Raw genomic sequence first — 13,858 nt, forward strand, 5'->3', positions numbered from 1 at the left:
CGCCGGGAGCTGTGCTCGCGGAAAGACTCAGTGCACCGGACGCTGGGCCATGTGGTTCCATGCGCTTGTCTGCCCCTGGTGGGAACGTCCCCGCCCGCGTAGACGTTGCAGCCGAGCACACCATTTCGACACCCAGGAGCAAGACAGCGATGCCTTCTGCAGGAGCAGACCACACCGACGATAGGCCGGGCCGACCTCCCGTGGAGGTGGGCCCGCGATGACGATCGTCCTCTCCCTGCTCCTGGGTGTGCTGGTGGTGCTGGCCATCACGGCCGCCACCGGCTACTTCGTGGCGCAGGAGTTCGCGTACATGGCCGTGGACCGCTCCCGGCTCAGCGCTCGAGCGGAGGCTGGTGACCCGGTCGCCGCGCGGGCGCTCGCGGTGACGAAGCGGACGTCGTTCATGCTCTCCGGTGCTCAGCTCGGCATCACCGTCACCGGTCTACTGGTCGGGTATGTCGCCGAGCCGCTCATCGGGTCCGCTTTCGGTCAGATGCTGGGCGGGGTGGGCGTGCCCGCCGGTGTGGGCGTCGCGATCGGTACGGTCCTGGCCCTGCTCTTCGCGACCGTGGTCCAGATGGTGTTCGGAGAGCTGTTCCCCAAGAACCTCGCGATCGCCCGGCCGGAGCCGCTGGCCCGTGGGCTGTCGCGGACCACGATCATCTACCTCAAGGTCTTCGGCTGGCTGATCTGGATCTTCGACCAGTCCTCCAACCTGCTGCTCAAGGCGCTGGGCATCGAGCCCGTGCACGACGTGGAGCACTCTGCGACGGCCCGGGACCTGGAGCACATCGTCGCCGACTCCCGCGACAGCGGCGACCTGCCCGACGAGCTGTCCGACCTGCTGGACCGCATCCTCGACTTCCCCACCCGCGACGTCGGGCACGCGATGATCCCGCGGTCGCGGGTCGACACGGTCCGCGAGACCGACTCGCTCACGCACGTCCGGTCCCTGATGGCCACCGGGCACTCCCGCTATCCGGTCCTGTCGGCGGACGGTGAGGACGTGGTGGGCATGGTGGAGATCCACGAGGTCATGGCGGCAGCCAAGACTGCTGGTGCCGACGGTGCCGACGTCACGGTCGCCGACCTGCAACGGCCCGCGCTGGTGCTGCCCGAGTCCATGACGCTGCCCAACGCGACGCGGGAGCTGGCCGAGTTCCAGAACCAGATGGCCTGCGTCATCGACGAGTACGGCGGCTTCACCGGCATCCTCACCCTGGAGGACCTGGCCGAGGAGATCGTCGGCGAGATCACCGACGAGCACGACCAGCACCCCGACGTCGTCCCGGACGACGATGACGGGGTGTGGGTCATGGGCGGTGACGTCCATGTCGACGAGATCGAGCGGGCACTGAACCACGACCTCCCCCGGGGCGACTACGAGACCATCGCCGGCCTGGTCATCACCGAGCACGGCGACCTGCCGGAACCTGGGCTGCGCCTGTCCGTCGAGCTGCCGCCAGACCCTGCGGACCTGGTGCACGACGAGCCACGGCAACGGCACCTGCAGATCGAGGTGCTGGAGATCGAACGCCATGTCCCCGCACTCGTGCGCCTGACCATCCTCGAGGACGGCCCCACCAACCCGGACCGGAGCACCCAGGACGCCGCTGCGGATGGACCCACCGACGAGACCCCCAAGGATGACCGATGAACAACCCGTGGATCGTGCTGGTGGCCACGGTGCTGCTGATCGCGCTGAGCGCCTTCTTCGTCGCAGCCGAGTTCGCCCTCATCTCGGCCAAGCGCCACCGCCTGGAGGACGCAGCCCCCAACAGCCGCTCGGCCCGTGCCGCGCTGCGCAGCTCCTCCGAGCTCACGCTGCTGCTGGCCGGGTCGCAGCTGGGCATCACCGTCTGCACCCTGGCACTCGGGGCCATCACCAAGCCGGCCGTGCATTACGCCCTGACCCCTGCCTTCGAGGGTTGGGGCCTGCCGTACTGGGTCGCTGACACCGCCGGCTTCGTGCTCGCCCTGGTGATCGTGACCTTCCTGCACCTGGTCGTCGGGGAGATGGCGCCGAAGTCGTGGGCGATCGCCCACCCGGAGAAGTCCGCCACCCTCCTGGCGATCCCGATGCGGGCGTTCATGTGGGCCTTCCGGCCGCTCCTGCGGATCCTCAACGAGTCCGCGAACTGGTGTCTGCGCCGGATCGGCGTGGAACCGGTCAACGCGGTCAGCAGCGGCCAGAACCCCGACGACCTGCGGCACCTGGTCGAGCACTCGGTCAACGTCGGAGCTCTCGACGTCGGTTACTCGGCGCAGTTCTCGGGCGCCCTTGAGCTGCAGACCCTCACCGTCCGGGACCTCGTTCCGCTCGACGGCGACCCGACCGCAGTCCCGGTCGGCTCCACCGCCGTCCAGGTCCAGGAGGCCTCGCTGCGCTCGGGACACCGACGGGTCCTCGTGGGGTCGGCCGACGACATCGTCGGGGTGGTCCACGTCCGCGACACCCTCGAGGTGGCGGACAGCACCCCTGTGAACGGCCTCATGCGCGCGCCCTACCTCGTCGGTGCGGACGCCGCCGTGTATGCCGCCGTGTCCGAGATGCGCGAGACCGGCAACCAGCTCGCCCTGGTCACCGACGACGGCAAGGTCGTGGGTGTCGTCACCCTCGCCGACCTCCTCGCCCGCCTCTTCCCCCAGGTAGCGGGCACCGCTGTGTGAATCCGCTGCCGGTAGGCACCCCAGTCTGCTCTCACTAGCCCAGGGGCTGGAGCGACCGCGTTTCTCGTCTCGGCCCCGATGTCGGTCCGCGTCCTGGCAGCCTGATCAGCACTCGGAGGTCACCGAACTCAACCTCTCCGCGTGCTGGCACGTTGATGAGATGAGTGCCCACCGCGGGCCTCGTGAAGGACACGGTGAGGTGAGATGAAGAAGGACGTGGAGGAGGAGTTCGCGGACTTCGTCCGTGGCGTGTCTCCGCGGCTGCTGACCTCTGCGTGGATGCTCAGCGGTGACCCGCACGTCGCAGAGGAGCTGGTGCAAGAGTCGTTGGTGCGGGTGTATGTCCACTGGCGGCGGGCGAAGGCGGACAACCCGCTCGCCTACACCCGCCGGGTGCTGGTCAATCTGCATACCGACCGGTGGCGCAAGCGCCGGCGTGAGGTCTTGACCGACACGGTGCCCGAGATCGACCCCTCGCCTGGCCATGGCCAGCGGGTTGACCTGGCGCTGGACCTCGTCCGTGCCCTGCACGCCTTGCCGCGCCGAGAGCGTGAGTGTGTGGTGTTGCGGCACTACCTGGACCTGTCCGAGAAGGACACCGCTGCCACGCTCGGTGTCGCGGTCGGCACGGTCAAGAGCTCTACTTCCCGCGGGCTGGCCGCGTTGCGTGCCGCCCTGACGCAAGGAGAACCGAACCATGTCTGAACCTCTCGACAACTCCGTCCTGGACCTGCTGGACCGGGCCGATGAACTCGCGCCCGCCATGTCTGTGGACCCGGGTGCGGTCCTGGCTGTAGGACGCCGCCGTCGGGTGCGCCGGCGAGGCGTGTCGGCCGCCACCGGAGTCGGAGCAATGGCTCTGGTCGGCGCGCTGTGGCTTGGCGGACCGCTGAACCCGTTCGCGCCGACCGACCTGACCGGGGACATGGTGCCGGCGTCCATCAGCTGGCAGGAGGGCGTGGAGGTCCACCTGTTCGACAACTCCCCCAACCCGGTACACGAGGCAGGCCGAACACACTGGACGGGCACGCTGCGCAGCGGAGAAGGAGACGCCGCCCCAGAACTCGTCCTGACCCGCGACGGTGAACAGCTGGAACCGATCGCCGCGCAAGAGGGTCCTGGCGACGTGCTCGTCTTCACCGTCGACGGCTTGACCGTAGCCGCGTGGCAGTCACCCCCCGGCAGCCGCGGCGAATCTCCGTTGTGGGCGCCAGGTGTCTTTGCCAGCCAGGGCAGCGCGGTCGAGATCGACGGCGCTCAGCTTCACTACGCGGCGGCCGAGATCGTCCCTGGAGCCAGTGGTGAGCTGGAGGAGCTCTACTGGTTCACCGACGATGCCGCCTACGCCGCAAGCGGGACGCCCGTGGCCAGCACCGTCCTCACGGCGGGCGATGTGCAGGCTCTCATCATGGTGGACGAGGAGAAGCAGGCGTGGGGCACGGTCGACGTCGGACGCCCGGTCGGTCTGATCCACGTCGAACGCCTGGTCTCCGGTGCGGGCTCGAGCGGATGGATGGGCGAGGACGTCACCGCAACAAGCGTCGGTGTCCTGCCGCAGCATGCGTCGGCGCCGACCGCGGACCTGCAGACGACGGTGCTCGCGCAGGCCCAGCTGGGGACCCGTACTGTCGTCCTGGCCGCCGACCCCACGCTGATCACCGGACCGCCGTCGATCCGCTACCAGGCCGGAGGCGAGACCCACGTCCTGGAGAACTATGTCCAGAACGACACGCGCACCCTGGATGTCGGCACCGTCCAGCTGCTGGTCACTGCCCAGCCCACAGCGCTAGAACTTCGACTCGGTGAGAAGTTCACCCTGATCCCCGTCGAGGACCTGGAGAACCGGCACGCTCTGACCGCACCCGTCAAGGGCGGCCAGGTCGTCATCGTCCCCGGCTGGGAGCCGGACGTGACAGCCGAGGACATCCGTGTCCTGGTCGGGACCGACATGGAAGAGCGCTGGGTAGAGGTCACGTCCGCCCACATCGACGCCCTCTTCGACGGCCGACCACTCGTCGTGCTCGGACTGGACGACGACGCGCTCGAGGACGAAGAGAAGGTGCGCGGCGTAGGGGTCGACGCCACCGATGCCGGAACTGTCCCTTACCGCCTCGATGACGTCACCCCGCTCGAGACGGACCTCTAACCTTCCCCGGCAGGCATCGGCCGTTGCGGCCGGCGTCAGCCACTGTGCAGGCTGCTGCGCGCCACCGGACGTTGACGTGCGACAACCGGCACAGCGTGAGACACGGAAGTGGAGGTGGCGGGAATCTCCTCGCCAAGGCGCTGAACAGCGTCTTTGCTAGTTTCTGCTTACCCGTGTCAGTCCTGTGTCAGGTTCAGGTGGCCTGGTTCCCGCACGCGCGGTCGAGCCGGAAGAGCCGTCGTCACCACATCGACGCGGCGCCCCACGACCTCGCTGACTCCTCGCTCATGCCTGCCACGCGCAGCAGGGGGGTCCCAGCGTCGGGCAGCAGGTCCACGAGAGGGTCGAGGTCGCTGTCCGCGCTGGCGTCGCTTCGGGTCACCGAGCCGAACGGTCTTCGCGTCGCGAAGTCGTGCATTCGCTCAAGGCCGGCCGTAGACGTCACGGCGGTGCTCGATGCGAAGCACGATGACTTCGTGGGTGTGCTCGTTGATGCGGTAGAGCACTCGGTAGGTGCCGCGTCGAGCGGAGTGGATGCCTGCCAGCTCACCGCGCAGTTGCTTTCCGACGCGATGTGGGTTGTCGAGCAGGACCCCGGTGATGAACTCGATCACGGCTGCAGCAACCGGCTCGGGCAGCTTCGATCGGATGGCCCGTGCGGCTGGCGGTGTCACGACCAGCTCGAACGGCTGGGAGGTCATTGGCGCAGCGCGCGGACCGCGTCGGCTCCGCGGACGACGTCGCCGTCTCGGTAGGCCTGGTCGGCCTCTCGGATGTCGGCCAAGGCCTCGGGATCGCTGAGCACCGCCAAAGTTTCCTCCAGCTGGGCCAAGTCCTCGGGGCTGAGGATCACCGCGGCTGCCCTTCCGTTGCGGGTCACCGTGACTCGCTCATGCTCGCGTTGTACCCGGTCGATCACGTCGCTGAAGTGGTCGCGGACCTCGCGGAGGGACTCGATGCTCATGGCCACAATTGTGGCGCATTGCGTCTGCCACCGCAAGTGTCGCTTCTTGCCAAATGCGGCATGACCGGACGTTGCTTAGCCACTGCATCGGCCACGGGCCGATCCCGCGTTCGAGTCCGATCCGAGGGTCAGGTGACACCGGGGTTGTGGTGGTTCGCGTCTAGAGGTCCGGCCGCACCGCCCGAACGGCCGACAGCAGTCCCTCGGGCCGCTGCAGCCCCACCGTGTACTTGTGGCCGTTGCGCATGATCACTTGCACCGCGTCTCCCTTGCGCAGGGCCAGGACAGTGGCGCCATCGATCTGGCCGACTCCAAGGACGCCCATCTGTGCCAAGGGGTTCACTTCGACCCGGTGCAGTGTGGAGATTTCTCGCAGGCTGATCCTCTTGCGCCACACGGGAAAGAGACGCAGTCGCAATTCCGCAGCCGTGACCTCGACCACTCCGTGAATCACCAGGATCAGGCTCGTGACGCCCAGCCCTATGACGAGCCCGACCGTTCGATCCAGCGCCGAAATGGGTTCGGTCACGGCAGCGTAGACCACTAGCCCGGCCAACACCACCGCGCCAAGGCGGACAACCCACTGGAGTGGGGCAGGGAGGAAGAGCTTCTCCTGGAAGGCGGCCACATCGTTCACCGACCCTAGATTATCGCGAGGCCTACACCGGGCCGGCAGCACTAGAGTGGCCACGCTCCGGGCGGCAGGAGCGTGCACTAATCATGGTGGAGCAACGTTAAGGCATTGCTGAGCGCTGCAGAGTCGTCCGCGGTGTCGATCACGGTCCGGACGCCGTCGCGCTCGACGTCGCAGGGCACCCATCCGTCGTGCTGGACGTCTTGCCACCTTGGAACGCGATGGCCGGGGATGTCGGGCGTGCGGTTCTCGACCCTCCGGCGGTGTTCCCCCTCGTCCGTCAACGACGTCTCGATGACGATGAGTCGTGCTCCGGCCCCGTGTGCCGTGGACCTCCAACCGGCGCGGGCCTCGGGAACCGGGTTTACTGCGTCGATGACCACATGGCTTCCGAGCAACAGATTGGAAGCAGCGAGCTCCTGGATGACCACGTACTCATCTGGTCCGACGTCGTTGCCAAGGCGACCCAGGGCGGTCTCGACTACATCCACGCGTAGATAGCAGGCGCGCATAGCGGCGGCGAGACTCTTGGCGAATGTGGTCTTCCCCGTTCCAGGCCGGCCCGCAACCACCAGCAACCACGGACGACTCGTGGGCTCAACCGCTCCTGTCTCGACTTTGCCCGGCACGCTCCCATTCAAGCAGCCGTCCGGGAGCACAAGCTCGGCACGACGCGGCCAGCGGCAGATCCGCGCGCTTGATCAGGGCAGAAGGTCCCCGTACTTACGACGAGCCGGCATCGCATGAATGACCATCTCCTCGCCGCTGCGGAAGATCAGCACCACGGTCTCCAGGAGCCGCGCCTGAGTGTCGAAGCCCAGCCGCAGCTCGCTGCCCGGCCACTCCTCCTCCTCGAGCGGCTCGACCCACAACGCCAGGTCCGCAGCCTGCACCGCGTCCTCGGGCAGCACCCCGTGCTTGCGGGCGCTGCGGTGAACCTTCACGCGGCGTAGCCGGCCAGCGCCCGTCGAATCGCCTCAGAGCGCGACAGGTGCTCCCGCGCAGCGTAGGCGTCCAGCGCCGCGATCTCCTCGGCCGTGAGGCGCACCGCAATCACCTGCATCGGCTCCGCTCCACGCCCGGGACGCCCTCGCCCGCGGCGGTTCAGCTCCTCAACGTCGTACCCGGTCTCGGCCTCGTCGGCCCACCTCTGGATCTGCTCATCCGTCACTCGGTCGTCACCTTCCATGATCAAATCGTATAACGAAAACATGGCACGGGGAAGGCCAGGCGAGGTGCGGCAACCGGGCGACCTGCGGCAGAAAAGTGCGTCAGGCGGGTGCGTGGTCCGGCGCCCGACGGTCCTTACGTAACCATCTGAACAGATGCAGCAGCGACTGGTGGATCGCAACTCCGACAGCAGTATTTAAGGCAGCGAGGCCGGCCGCTCCGAGGAAGTCATTGGGTGACTCGATGATGTTCTCGGACCACAGAAGCAGGGGCCAGCCCAGGGTCGCGATCACGAGGCAGGTCTTCCACCAGCGGCCGAGGACCAGCCCGAACAACAGCATTGTGGGAATCATCAGTCCCTCCTCAGGTCCTCACCGTACGCCGTGAGGCCCGGTCCTGGCCAGGGATGCGGTCAGCGGCAAAGTCGGACGAGCGTAGCCGTCCTCCACGCGGCAGATGAGTGTGTCAGCGGAGGACGCCATGCTGCACCCATGATCGACGTGGGCGAAGTCATGGGTGAAGTCGCGAGGGTGGGGCTTAACGAGTCCGTGCGGGTTGCAGCCGGCATGTTCTCCAGCCGTGCCAAGAGGGCCGAGAGAAGGGAAGCGGTGTATGCGGACTTCCTCGCGGCCGTGGAGCGGGCGCATGTCCGGGTCGTCCTGGTTCATGCCGTAGCGGCCGGCAGGAAGCATCCACTCGGGGTCGTCGCCAATGCCACCGGCTACCGCGCGCATGTGGAGCTCGTTGATCGATTGGCCGACGATCTGGTGGCTCTGTCTGCTGCATTGCAGAAGGTGCATCGCGAGGGGGACCAAGAAGTTGCTGCCGCAGCACACAGAGCGGTCGACGCCCTCAGCGCGCTGGCAACAACTGTGCCGGGACGAGCCAAGAGACGCGCCCTGGGCAACCGGCGGAAGCAAGACCACGCCCTCGAAAAGACCCTAGTTGACGCCCTCCACGAATTTCGCAAGGCGGCAGCCATTGACGTCCGCAATTGAGCGCCCCTCGAGCATGCACACTGGTCGCAGTGGGGGAGGACGAGGTAACGTCCTGTGAAGTTGCTGCGAGCCGAAACCGAGGACAAGTGAAGGGATGGTCATGGCTGACGGCTGGGGAAACGGGGGATGCGGCTCCTTGGTGGGTTACGCAGTGGGGGCGGTCCTGGTTATCGGTGGGTTTTTCACCTTGTTCGGAGAGCCGGGCGTCGGGTTGTTGACCATGGGTGCGGGCGGTGTCGTGTTGTGGCTCACGCGCCGCGGTCCGAGCGCCAGCCGGCGGGCCGACTCAAGTAGCTCAGATGCGTCCGAGGTGGAACCTCCGGGCCCGCGCGTCACGGTCACCACGACTACTGTCCGTGACCGGACGCCGAACCGCCCTGCACAGGGTAGGAAGCAGAAGGGGCCCGATCACGCGCCGCCGCCAGCGCCTAGACCCTCGCAACTCATTCAGCCGTGGGGGCGGTGTCGCTTCTATACCGACGTGGAAGGGGAGTTCGCGCGGCCGGACAGCATCCGAGCCTTGCTCAGGTCCACCCCCGGGTTCAACAAGCCGGAAGGCGCCCAGCGGCAGGACCTCAGCGCGGTTCTTGTCGCAGATCCGGACAACCCTCACGATCCGCACGCGGTCGCGGTTTACCTCGAAAACCACCACGTGGGTTACCTCAGCCGCCACGAGGCCCGTCGCTTCGGTCCTGCGATCGGCAAAGCCGCGGCTGCGGGTGGGAGCTTCGCTGTCCCCGGCCGGATCTGGGGAACGAAGAACACGTACACCTCTGCGGATGTCGTCGGTCAGGTCAACATTTATCTGCCCGACCCGGCATTGATGCTCCCCGAAACCGAGCTGCCGGCTGAGGGGTACGTCCTGTTGCCCGGCAGGCACACGATTCAGGTGACCAAGGAAGAGGAGCATCATGACGTTCTCATCAGACACGTCCGGCCAGACCCGGGGAAACCTGTCGCGGTCGAGCTTGTGGTCGTCGAGGAGAAGCGACCCCGCTCGTCGGTGACCTTGGTGCAGGTCGAGCTCGACGGTGAGCGCGTTGGGGTCCTGACCCCGACGATGACGAAGCAACTTCAGCCCATCATCGAACACTTGGAGCAGATGCACCTGCGAACTTTCGCCCGTGCTGTCGTGTTCGGATCGAGCTTGAAAGCGGAGGTCACGCTTAACACCATCAAGGCGACCGATGGAGATGTCGACGAGTGGCTGCATAAGGTGGACCTTGAGCACGACTCCGCCAACCAGTTCGGCATCGCGGATGACGAACGGGGCTGAGCAGGCGTGGCATGGGCGTGCGGAGCGCTGTGTCTATGGCTCTAGCCTGTGATCGTGAGTTCTGCCCGTCCCTCGTACTTCGCGCGGATCCAGGTGCCGACACGGGAGTTTGTCGCGGCCGCCCTGGCATATGGGAGTCGGCCCGGCGCTAGGCAGCGGATCTTTCCGGCCGTGGTGGACGAGGACGAGCTGAATCGGCGCTACCTGGCGTTGCGCTCGGAGATCCTGCACCTCGCGGGCAGCGACGCCACGCTTCGAGCTCTGCTGGTGGACCTGGAGGATGACACGCAGGCGGTCGGGCACAGTGGCTGGGTGCCAGTCGTGCTGGCGACGCGTGCGGACGAGTCCGAGCGGGTGCTGCAACTTGCCCGTGAGGTGTGGGAGGGCCTGGGGATCCATCAGCATGACGCTGCGCTGCTGGAGCGCCCGCAAACCTACTGGGGCTTCCTCGAGGGGCGGGTGTGGATTGTGACGGTCGTTCTCAGCCTCGTGATGGCTCTCATCGCAGGGTCGGAGTCCTGGTTAGGACTGACCTGGGCGTGGATCGCAATACTCATCGCGTGGCTGGGGTTGTTCCTCGTTCTCTTCAGGCTTCGGGTTTTTGCGTTGATCAGAACGCCACGCGCCGAACTTCCGCACCTCTAGTCCGAGTGACTGGGCGAAGCGCGACCTAGCCACACGAGAGGCGGCAATACCGGATGCCTACTCGTGTGAGCCGGACGTCGTCTGCAAACCGTGCTTCCGCACGTAGCACGCCGGCGGCAAGTGCTCAGGCGCTTAATTCGTCTTCGTCGGGTTCTCTCGATTGGAGATCTGCAGAGATGGGTTCTCCTCGCAGGATGGCCTCTCGGTCCTCCTCTGTGAGGCCGCCCCAGACGCCGTAGGGCTCGCGGACGCGCAAGGCGTGCTCGCGGCACTCGGCCAGGACGGGGCATTGCTCGCAGACGGCGGTTGCGCGCTGGTCGCGGCGCCGGCGGGAGGGGCCCCGTTCGGCCTCGGGGTGGAAGAAGAGCTCGGGGTTCATCGTGCGGCACAACCCCTTGTGCTGCCACTCCCACAGCTCGGCGATCGGCTCGGACACAGTACTCACAGCAACTCCTTTGAGGTCCTCGGCTCGTCGGTGGGCATGGGACAGGTCGGAGTTAGGGGGATGGCGGGAGCGGCAAGGTCTACGACGACCTGCTCATAGGGTGCGTCTCCGCGGCGGACGTCGATCCGCTCGCGCAGCGCCGCGCGTCGGGCCAACCAGTCCTGCAGCGTTGCCAGCGGTGATCGAGAACGCTGACGGGGCGCCTCCCAGGGAGCTCGGGGGTGCTCTGCTGCCATGTGACCCCTTCGATTGCTTACGTCGTACACATTGGTGTTTACGGCGTAGACTCTAGCGGATCTGGGAGGCTGGTCAAGGACCGCAGAGAGCAAGGAGTGAGATGCCCGAGCACGAGGAGCTCGACCGTGAGCGTGTGGTCGCGGTGGCGCTGGAGCAAATCGATGCCGGAGGCCCTGGCGGGGTGAGTCTGCAGAGGATCGCGGCCCGGCTTGGGGTCCCGGTGCCGGACCTGTACCGGGTCGTGACGGGCCAGGAGGACCTGCTGGAGGCCGTCGTGGCGCATCTGGCCTCCCGGATCGAGGCGCCGTTGGACGAGCAGCTGACGCGCAGCTGGCAGGGTTACCTGCAGGCGCTGGCCCACCGCGCTCGCGAAGTCATGGCCGAGCACCCACGGGCCTTCGCGTTGCTGGCGACCCGCCATCCGGCCGCGCCCTGGCTCAGGCCGCCACTGCGCAGCCTGTCGCTGGTGGACGACTTCCTGGACCGGTTGATCGGTCATGGTTTCCGCGATGCGTCCGCGGTGCGGACCTACCAGGACTTCACCTCCTTCCTGCTCGGGCACCTGCTGCTCGAGTCCAGCATGCGCGGTGCGGAGACCAGCCCGCCGGAGGTGGCCCTGGACGAGGGCCGGGCCGAGCTGCCCACGACCGACGGTGAGCAGGACGTGCGTGAGCACGCCCACCTGGTCCGGCTGCGGCCGCTGCTGGCCCAGGACACCAGCGAGGAGCAGTTCGAGACCGCACTGGAGACCCTGCTGAACCGGCTCGAGATGGAGCTGATGCAGTAGTCCCGCTACCGGTACGGATAGGCAGAGCGCCCGGCCGCCCCTCGCGGGACGGCCGGGCGCTCGTGTCCTAGCGCTGCTGGCTCAGCGACGCGTGGTGCCGGGCCTGGTGGTGGTGTCGTCCTCGACGACGTCGACCTCCTCACGGGCGACATCGGTGGTCACGTCGCGCTCCTCGGTGACGGTGCGCCGGTCGATGCCCACCTCCTCGGTGGCCACGACGTCCTTGCCGACGACCGGGCGCTCCTCGTGCACGGCCACCTCGACCTCGTCCTCACCCAGGTCAGCGGTCGTCGGGGCGTCGCCGTGGACCGGCTCACGGACGATCTCGTACTCCTCGCGCTGCACCGGCACGGTGACGGTCTCCTGCTCGGTGACCACGTGCTTGCGCAGCCGGACCCGGCCGGTCTGCACCTTCTCGGTGCCGACCCGCACCTGCTCCTCGTGCAGGGTCATCCGCTCGTCGTCGCCGCGGCGCTCCACGTCGCCCAGGTCACGGTCGCGGTCGTCCCCACCCGCACCGGTGACGCCGGCAGTGTCGACCCGGCCACCCAGCTGCTCGCCGTCGGTCGTGCCGGTCGAGCCCACCTTGTAGTAGCGGTACAGCTCATCCTGCTCGGCCTCGGACAGGTGGGCGTCGGACTCCATGTTCGGGGCGTCCTTGACGTAGGACTTCTCATACGGGACGCGGATGCGGCCGTCGGCGTACTCGGCGTCGTCGAGCGGCACGAACGACTCGTTGGTGCCGAAGAAGCCGGTCTTGACCGTGACCCAGGCGGGCTGCCCGGTGTCGTCATCGAGGTAGACCTGACCGACCGACCCCAGGGTCGACCCGTCCCGGTCGACGACCTCGGCGGTGTACAGCTGGTCGATGTGCTCAGTGGTGATGCGCATGCTGCGCTCCCTTCTGCTGTGATCGGGGGTTCCGAACTTTTACACCGTAAACAGACGGTGCCGTGGACGGCATCCCGAATTGGCACCACCCCACGAGGTCGGCTACCGAGCGTGGTGACAGAGCAGGTGGCGAAGCCGGGTGCCTACACTGGAGCGGATGCAGGCGCACCCGGTGACACCCACGGCCGCGGCGTCCGGCCGCAGGCCGGGACGTCGGGGCCGTCCGGCGCTGGACCGCGACCGGATCATCACCGCCGCGCTCGAGCTCATCGACGAGACCGGTGTCGAGGCGCTGAGTATGCGCTCTTTGGGTAAGCACCTCGGTTTTGAGGCCATGGCGCTCTACCGCCACGTCGAAGGCCGCGAGGACCTGCTCGAGGCTGTGGTGGACCGCCTCATGTCCGGCCTGGAGCTACCGCCCGACCCGGGGACCTGGCAGGAGTACCTCAAGGTGGTCGCCCACCAGGTCCGGGGCCTGGCTCAGCAGCACCCGCGTGCGTTCCCCCTCGTGGCCACCCGCCACCCAGCCGCCCCCTGGCTGCGCCCCCCGCTGCGCAGCCTGGACGTCGTCGAGCACTTCCTGTCCACCCTCCGGGCGCAAGGCTGGTCACCGACCGGCGCCGTCGAGGCGTACCAGGCCTTCTCCAGCTTCCTGCTGGGCTACCTCCTGCTCGAGGCCGCCAACGCCGGAGCCCCCACCGGACCTCCCGATGCGCCCCTGGACGAGGGCCAGTCCCGCACCGGGACCGGTCCCGCCGTCGGACACGACAGTGACACCGACCTCAGCGGCTACCCCACCGTGCGAGAGCTCCGCCCTTATCTGGAGGAAGACAGGACCGACGCCGAGTTCGCCGCCGGTCTGGCGTCCGTCCTCGACCGCCTCAGCAACCTCAAGTAGGTCACCACCTGATGCGGCTCGAGCGGTAGGGACGCTGCACCACCTCGCTAGGACGCGATTTCCCGCAGACAACGCAGGGGACGTGCTGTTTACGCTG

At 67.5% G+C, this 13,858-nt stretch carries 19 protein-coding genes; 9 read left to right on the forward strand and 10 right to left on the reverse strand.

The features are described from left to right. Nucleotides 1-217 precede the first annotated feature (217 nt). The 4 genes from ESZ52_RS12740 (at nt 218) to ESZ52_RS12755 (ending at nt 4,816) form a co-directional block, all read left to right on the forward strand. Nucleotides 218-1,657, forward strand: coding sequence for a hemolysin family protein (locus ESZ52_RS12740; protein ID WP_131105258.1), 1,440 nt, complete (start codon nt 218-220; stop codon nt 1,655-1,657). Beyond that, a complete protein-coding gene (locus tag ESZ52_RS12745) occupies nt 1,654-2,670 on the forward strand; it encodes a hemolysin family protein (RefSeq protein WP_131105259.1) in 1,017 nt (338 codons plus the stop codon). Before ESZ52_RS12740 ends, ESZ52_RS12745 begins: the two co-directional genes overlap by 4 nt. A 204-nt stretch (nt 2,671-2,874) precedes the next feature. Continuing rightward, nucleotides 2,875-3,375, forward strand: a complete 501-nt coding sequence (locus ESZ52_RS12750) for a SigE family RNA polymerase sigma factor (RefSeq protein ID WP_131105260.1) — start codon at nt 2,875-2,877, stop codon at nt 3,373-3,375. Next, nucleotides 3,368-4,816 (forward strand): hypothetical protein, encoded by a 1,449-nt coding sequence (locus ESZ52_RS12755; RefSeq protein ID WP_131105261.1) that lies wholly within the window; start codon nt 3,368-3,370, stop codon nt 4,814-4,816. Before ESZ52_RS12750 ends, ESZ52_RS12755 begins: the two co-directional genes overlap by 8 nt. A gap of 241 nt (nt 4,817-5,057) precedes the next feature. Here ESZ52_RS12755 and ESZ52_RS19325 read toward each other — a convergent pair whose 3' ends face one another. The 8 genes from ESZ52_RS19325 to ESZ52_RS12790 form a co-directional block, all read right to left on the reverse strand. Further along, a complete protein-coding gene (locus ESZ52_RS19325) occupies nt 5,058-5,198 on the reverse strand; it encodes a hypothetical protein (protein WP_181009970.1) in 141 nt (46 codons plus the stop codon). Between the two features lie 40 nt (nt 5,199-5,238). After that, nucleotides 5,239-5,517: a type II toxin-antitoxin system RelE family toxin gene (locus tag ESZ52_RS12760; protein ID WP_131105262.1), complete on the reverse strand. Its 279-nt coding sequence runs from the start codon at nt 5,515-5,517 to the stop codon at nt 5,239-5,241. Next, on the reverse strand, nt 5,514-5,780 hold the full coding sequence (locus tag ESZ52_RS12765; protein WP_131105263.1) for a type II toxin-antitoxin system Phd/YefM family antitoxin: 267 nt from the start codon (nt 5,778-5,780) through the stop codon (nt 5,514-5,516). The genes ESZ52_RS12760 and ESZ52_RS12765 overlap by 4 nt, the downstream gene beginning before the upstream one ends. A 160-nt stretch (nt 5,781-5,940) precedes the next feature. Next, nucleotides 5,941-6,417, reverse strand: a complete 477-nt coding sequence (locus tag ESZ52_RS12770) for a hypothetical protein (protein ID WP_131105264.1) — start codon at nt 6,415-6,417, stop codon at nt 5,941-5,943. Between the two features lie 77 nt (nt 6,418-6,494). Further along, nucleotides 6,495-7,073 (reverse strand): P-loop nucleotide/nucleoside kinase family protein, encoded by a 579-nt coding sequence (locus ESZ52_RS12775; protein WP_337590171.1) that lies wholly within the window; start codon nt 7,071-7,073, stop codon nt 6,495-6,497. Nucleotides 7,074-7,115: 42 nt separating this feature from the next. After that, nucleotides 7,116-7,358 carry a toxin gene (locus tag ESZ52_RS12780; RefSeq protein WP_131104656.1) on the reverse strand — a complete coding sequence of 81 codons (243 nt, stop codon included), beginning with the start codon at nt 7,356-7,358 and terminating at the stop codon, nt 7,116-7,118. Continuing rightward, nucleotides 7,355-7,603: a ribbon-helix-helix protein, CopG family gene (locus tag ESZ52_RS12785; protein ID WP_131104655.1), complete on the reverse strand. Its 249-nt coding sequence runs from the start codon at nt 7,601-7,603 to the stop codon at nt 7,355-7,357. The genes ESZ52_RS12780 and ESZ52_RS12785 overlap by 4 nt, the downstream gene beginning before the upstream one ends. An 82-nt stretch (nt 7,604-7,685) precedes the next feature. Then, nucleotides 7,686-7,937, reverse strand: a complete 252-nt coding sequence (locus ESZ52_RS12790) for a hypothetical protein (RefSeq protein WP_131104654.1) — start codon at nt 7,935-7,937, stop codon at nt 7,686-7,688. A gap of 138 nt (nt 7,938-8,075) precedes the next feature. Between ESZ52_RS12790 and ESZ52_RS12795 the strand changes: the two genes are divergently transcribed. The 3 genes from ESZ52_RS12795 (at nt 8,076) to ESZ52_RS12805 (ending at nt 10,503) form a co-directional block, all read left to right on the forward strand. Next, nucleotides 8,076-8,582: a hypothetical protein gene (locus tag ESZ52_RS12795; RefSeq protein ID WP_131105266.1), complete on the forward strand. Its 507-nt coding sequence runs from the start codon at nt 8,076-8,078 to the stop codon at nt 8,580-8,582. A gap of 481 nt (nt 8,583-9,063) precedes the next feature. After that, complete coding sequence (locus ESZ52_RS12800; protein ID WP_181009902.1) at nt 9,064-9,858, forward strand: HIRAN domain-containing protein; 795 nt, start codon at nt 9,064-9,066, stop codon at nt 9,856-9,858. A 54-nt stretch (nt 9,859-9,912) separates the two neighbouring features. Further along, nucleotides 9,913-10,503, forward strand: coding sequence for a radical SAM family protein (locus tag ESZ52_RS12805; protein ID WP_131105268.1), 591 nt, complete (start codon nt 9,913-9,915; stop codon nt 10,501-10,503). A 124-nt stretch (nt 10,504-10,627) separates the two neighbouring features. Here the strand turns inward: ESZ52_RS12805 and ESZ52_RS12810 are convergent, their stop codons facing one another. Continuing rightward, entirely contained in the window at nt 10,628-10,948 is a 321-nt protein-coding gene (locus ESZ52_RS12810; protein WP_238154426.1) for a WhiB family transcriptional regulator, read from the reverse strand. 337 nt (nt 10,949-11,285) lie between these two features. Between ESZ52_RS12810 and ESZ52_RS12815 the strand changes: the two genes are divergently transcribed. After that, nucleotides 11,286-11,972, forward strand: coding sequence for a TetR/AcrR family transcriptional regulator (locus ESZ52_RS12815; RefSeq protein WP_131105269.1), 687 nt, complete (start codon nt 11,286-11,288; stop codon nt 11,970-11,972). Between the two features lie 81 nt (nt 11,973-12,053). Here ESZ52_RS12815 and ESZ52_RS12820 read toward each other — a convergent pair whose 3' ends face one another. Continuing rightward, a complete protein-coding gene (locus ESZ52_RS12820) occupies nt 12,054-12,863 on the reverse strand; it encodes a DUF2382 domain-containing protein (RefSeq protein ID WP_131105270.1) in 810 nt (269 codons plus the stop codon). Nucleotides 12,864-13,020: 157 nt separating this feature from the next. Between ESZ52_RS12820 and ESZ52_RS12825 the strand changes: the two genes are divergently transcribed. Further along, nucleotides 13,021-13,761: a TetR family transcriptional regulator gene (locus tag ESZ52_RS12825; RefSeq protein ID WP_131105271.1), complete on the forward strand. Its 741-nt coding sequence runs from the start codon at nt 13,021-13,023 to the stop codon at nt 13,759-13,761. Nucleotides 13,762-13,858 lie beyond the last annotated feature (97 nt).

This window comes from Ornithinimicrobium sufpigmenti, assembly GCF_004322775.1.
Taxonomy (GTDB): domain Bacteria; phylum Actinomycetota; class Actinomycetes; order Actinomycetales; family Dermatophilaceae; genus Ornithinicoccus; species Ornithinicoccus sufpigmenti.

Excerpts from the sequence above, each read along its gene's own strand:
- ESZ52_RS12740 (WP_131105258.1), top strand. The coding sequence starts at position 218 with ATGACGATCGTCCTCTCCCTGCTCCTGGGTGTGCTGGTGGTGCTGGCC.
- ESZ52_RS12755 (WP_131105261.1), top strand. The coding sequence starts at position 3,368 with ATGTCTGAACCTCTCGACAACTCCGTCCTGGACCTGCTGGACCGGGCC.
- ESZ52_RS12820 (WP_131105270.1), bottom strand. The coding sequence starts at position 12,863 with ATGCGCATCACCACTGAGCACATCGACCAGCTGTACACCGCCGAGGTC.
- ESZ52_RS12760 (WP_131105262.1), bottom strand. The coding sequence starts at position 5,517 with ATGACCTCCCAGCCGTTCGAGCTGGTCGTGACACCGCCAGCCGCACGG.
- ESZ52_RS12765 (WP_131105263.1), bottom strand. The coding sequence starts at position 5,780 with ATGAGCATCGAGTCCCTCCGCGAGGTCCGCGACCACTTCAGCGACGTG.
- ESZ52_RS12745 (WP_131105259.1), top strand. The coding sequence starts at position 1,654 with ATGAACAACCCGTGGATCGTGCTGGTGGCCACGGTGCTGCTGATCGCG.
- ESZ52_RS12795 (WP_131105266.1), top strand. The coding sequence starts at position 8,076 with ATGATCGACGTGGGCGAAGTCATGGGTGAAGTCGCGAGGGTGGGGCTT.
- ESZ52_RS12790 (WP_131104654.1), bottom strand. The coding sequence starts at position 7,937 with ATGATTCCCACAATGCTGTTGTTCGGGCTGGTCCTCGGCCGCTGGTGG.
- ESZ52_RS12825 (WP_131105271.1), top strand. The coding sequence starts at position 13,021 with ATGCAGGCGCACCCGGTGACACCCACGGCCGCGGCGTCCGGCCGCAGG.
- ESZ52_RS12815 (WP_131105269.1), top strand. The coding sequence starts at position 11,286 with ATGCCCGAGCACGAGGAGCTCGACCGTGAGCGTGTGGTCGCGGTGGCG.
- ESZ52_RS12785 (WP_131104655.1), bottom strand. The coding sequence starts at position 7,603 with ATGGAAGGTGACGACCGAGTGACGGATGAGCAGATCCAGAGGTGGGCC.
- ESZ52_RS12750 (WP_131105260.1), top strand. The coding sequence starts at position 2,875 with ATGAAGAAGGACGTGGAGGAGGAGTTCGCGGACTTCGTCCGTGGCGTG.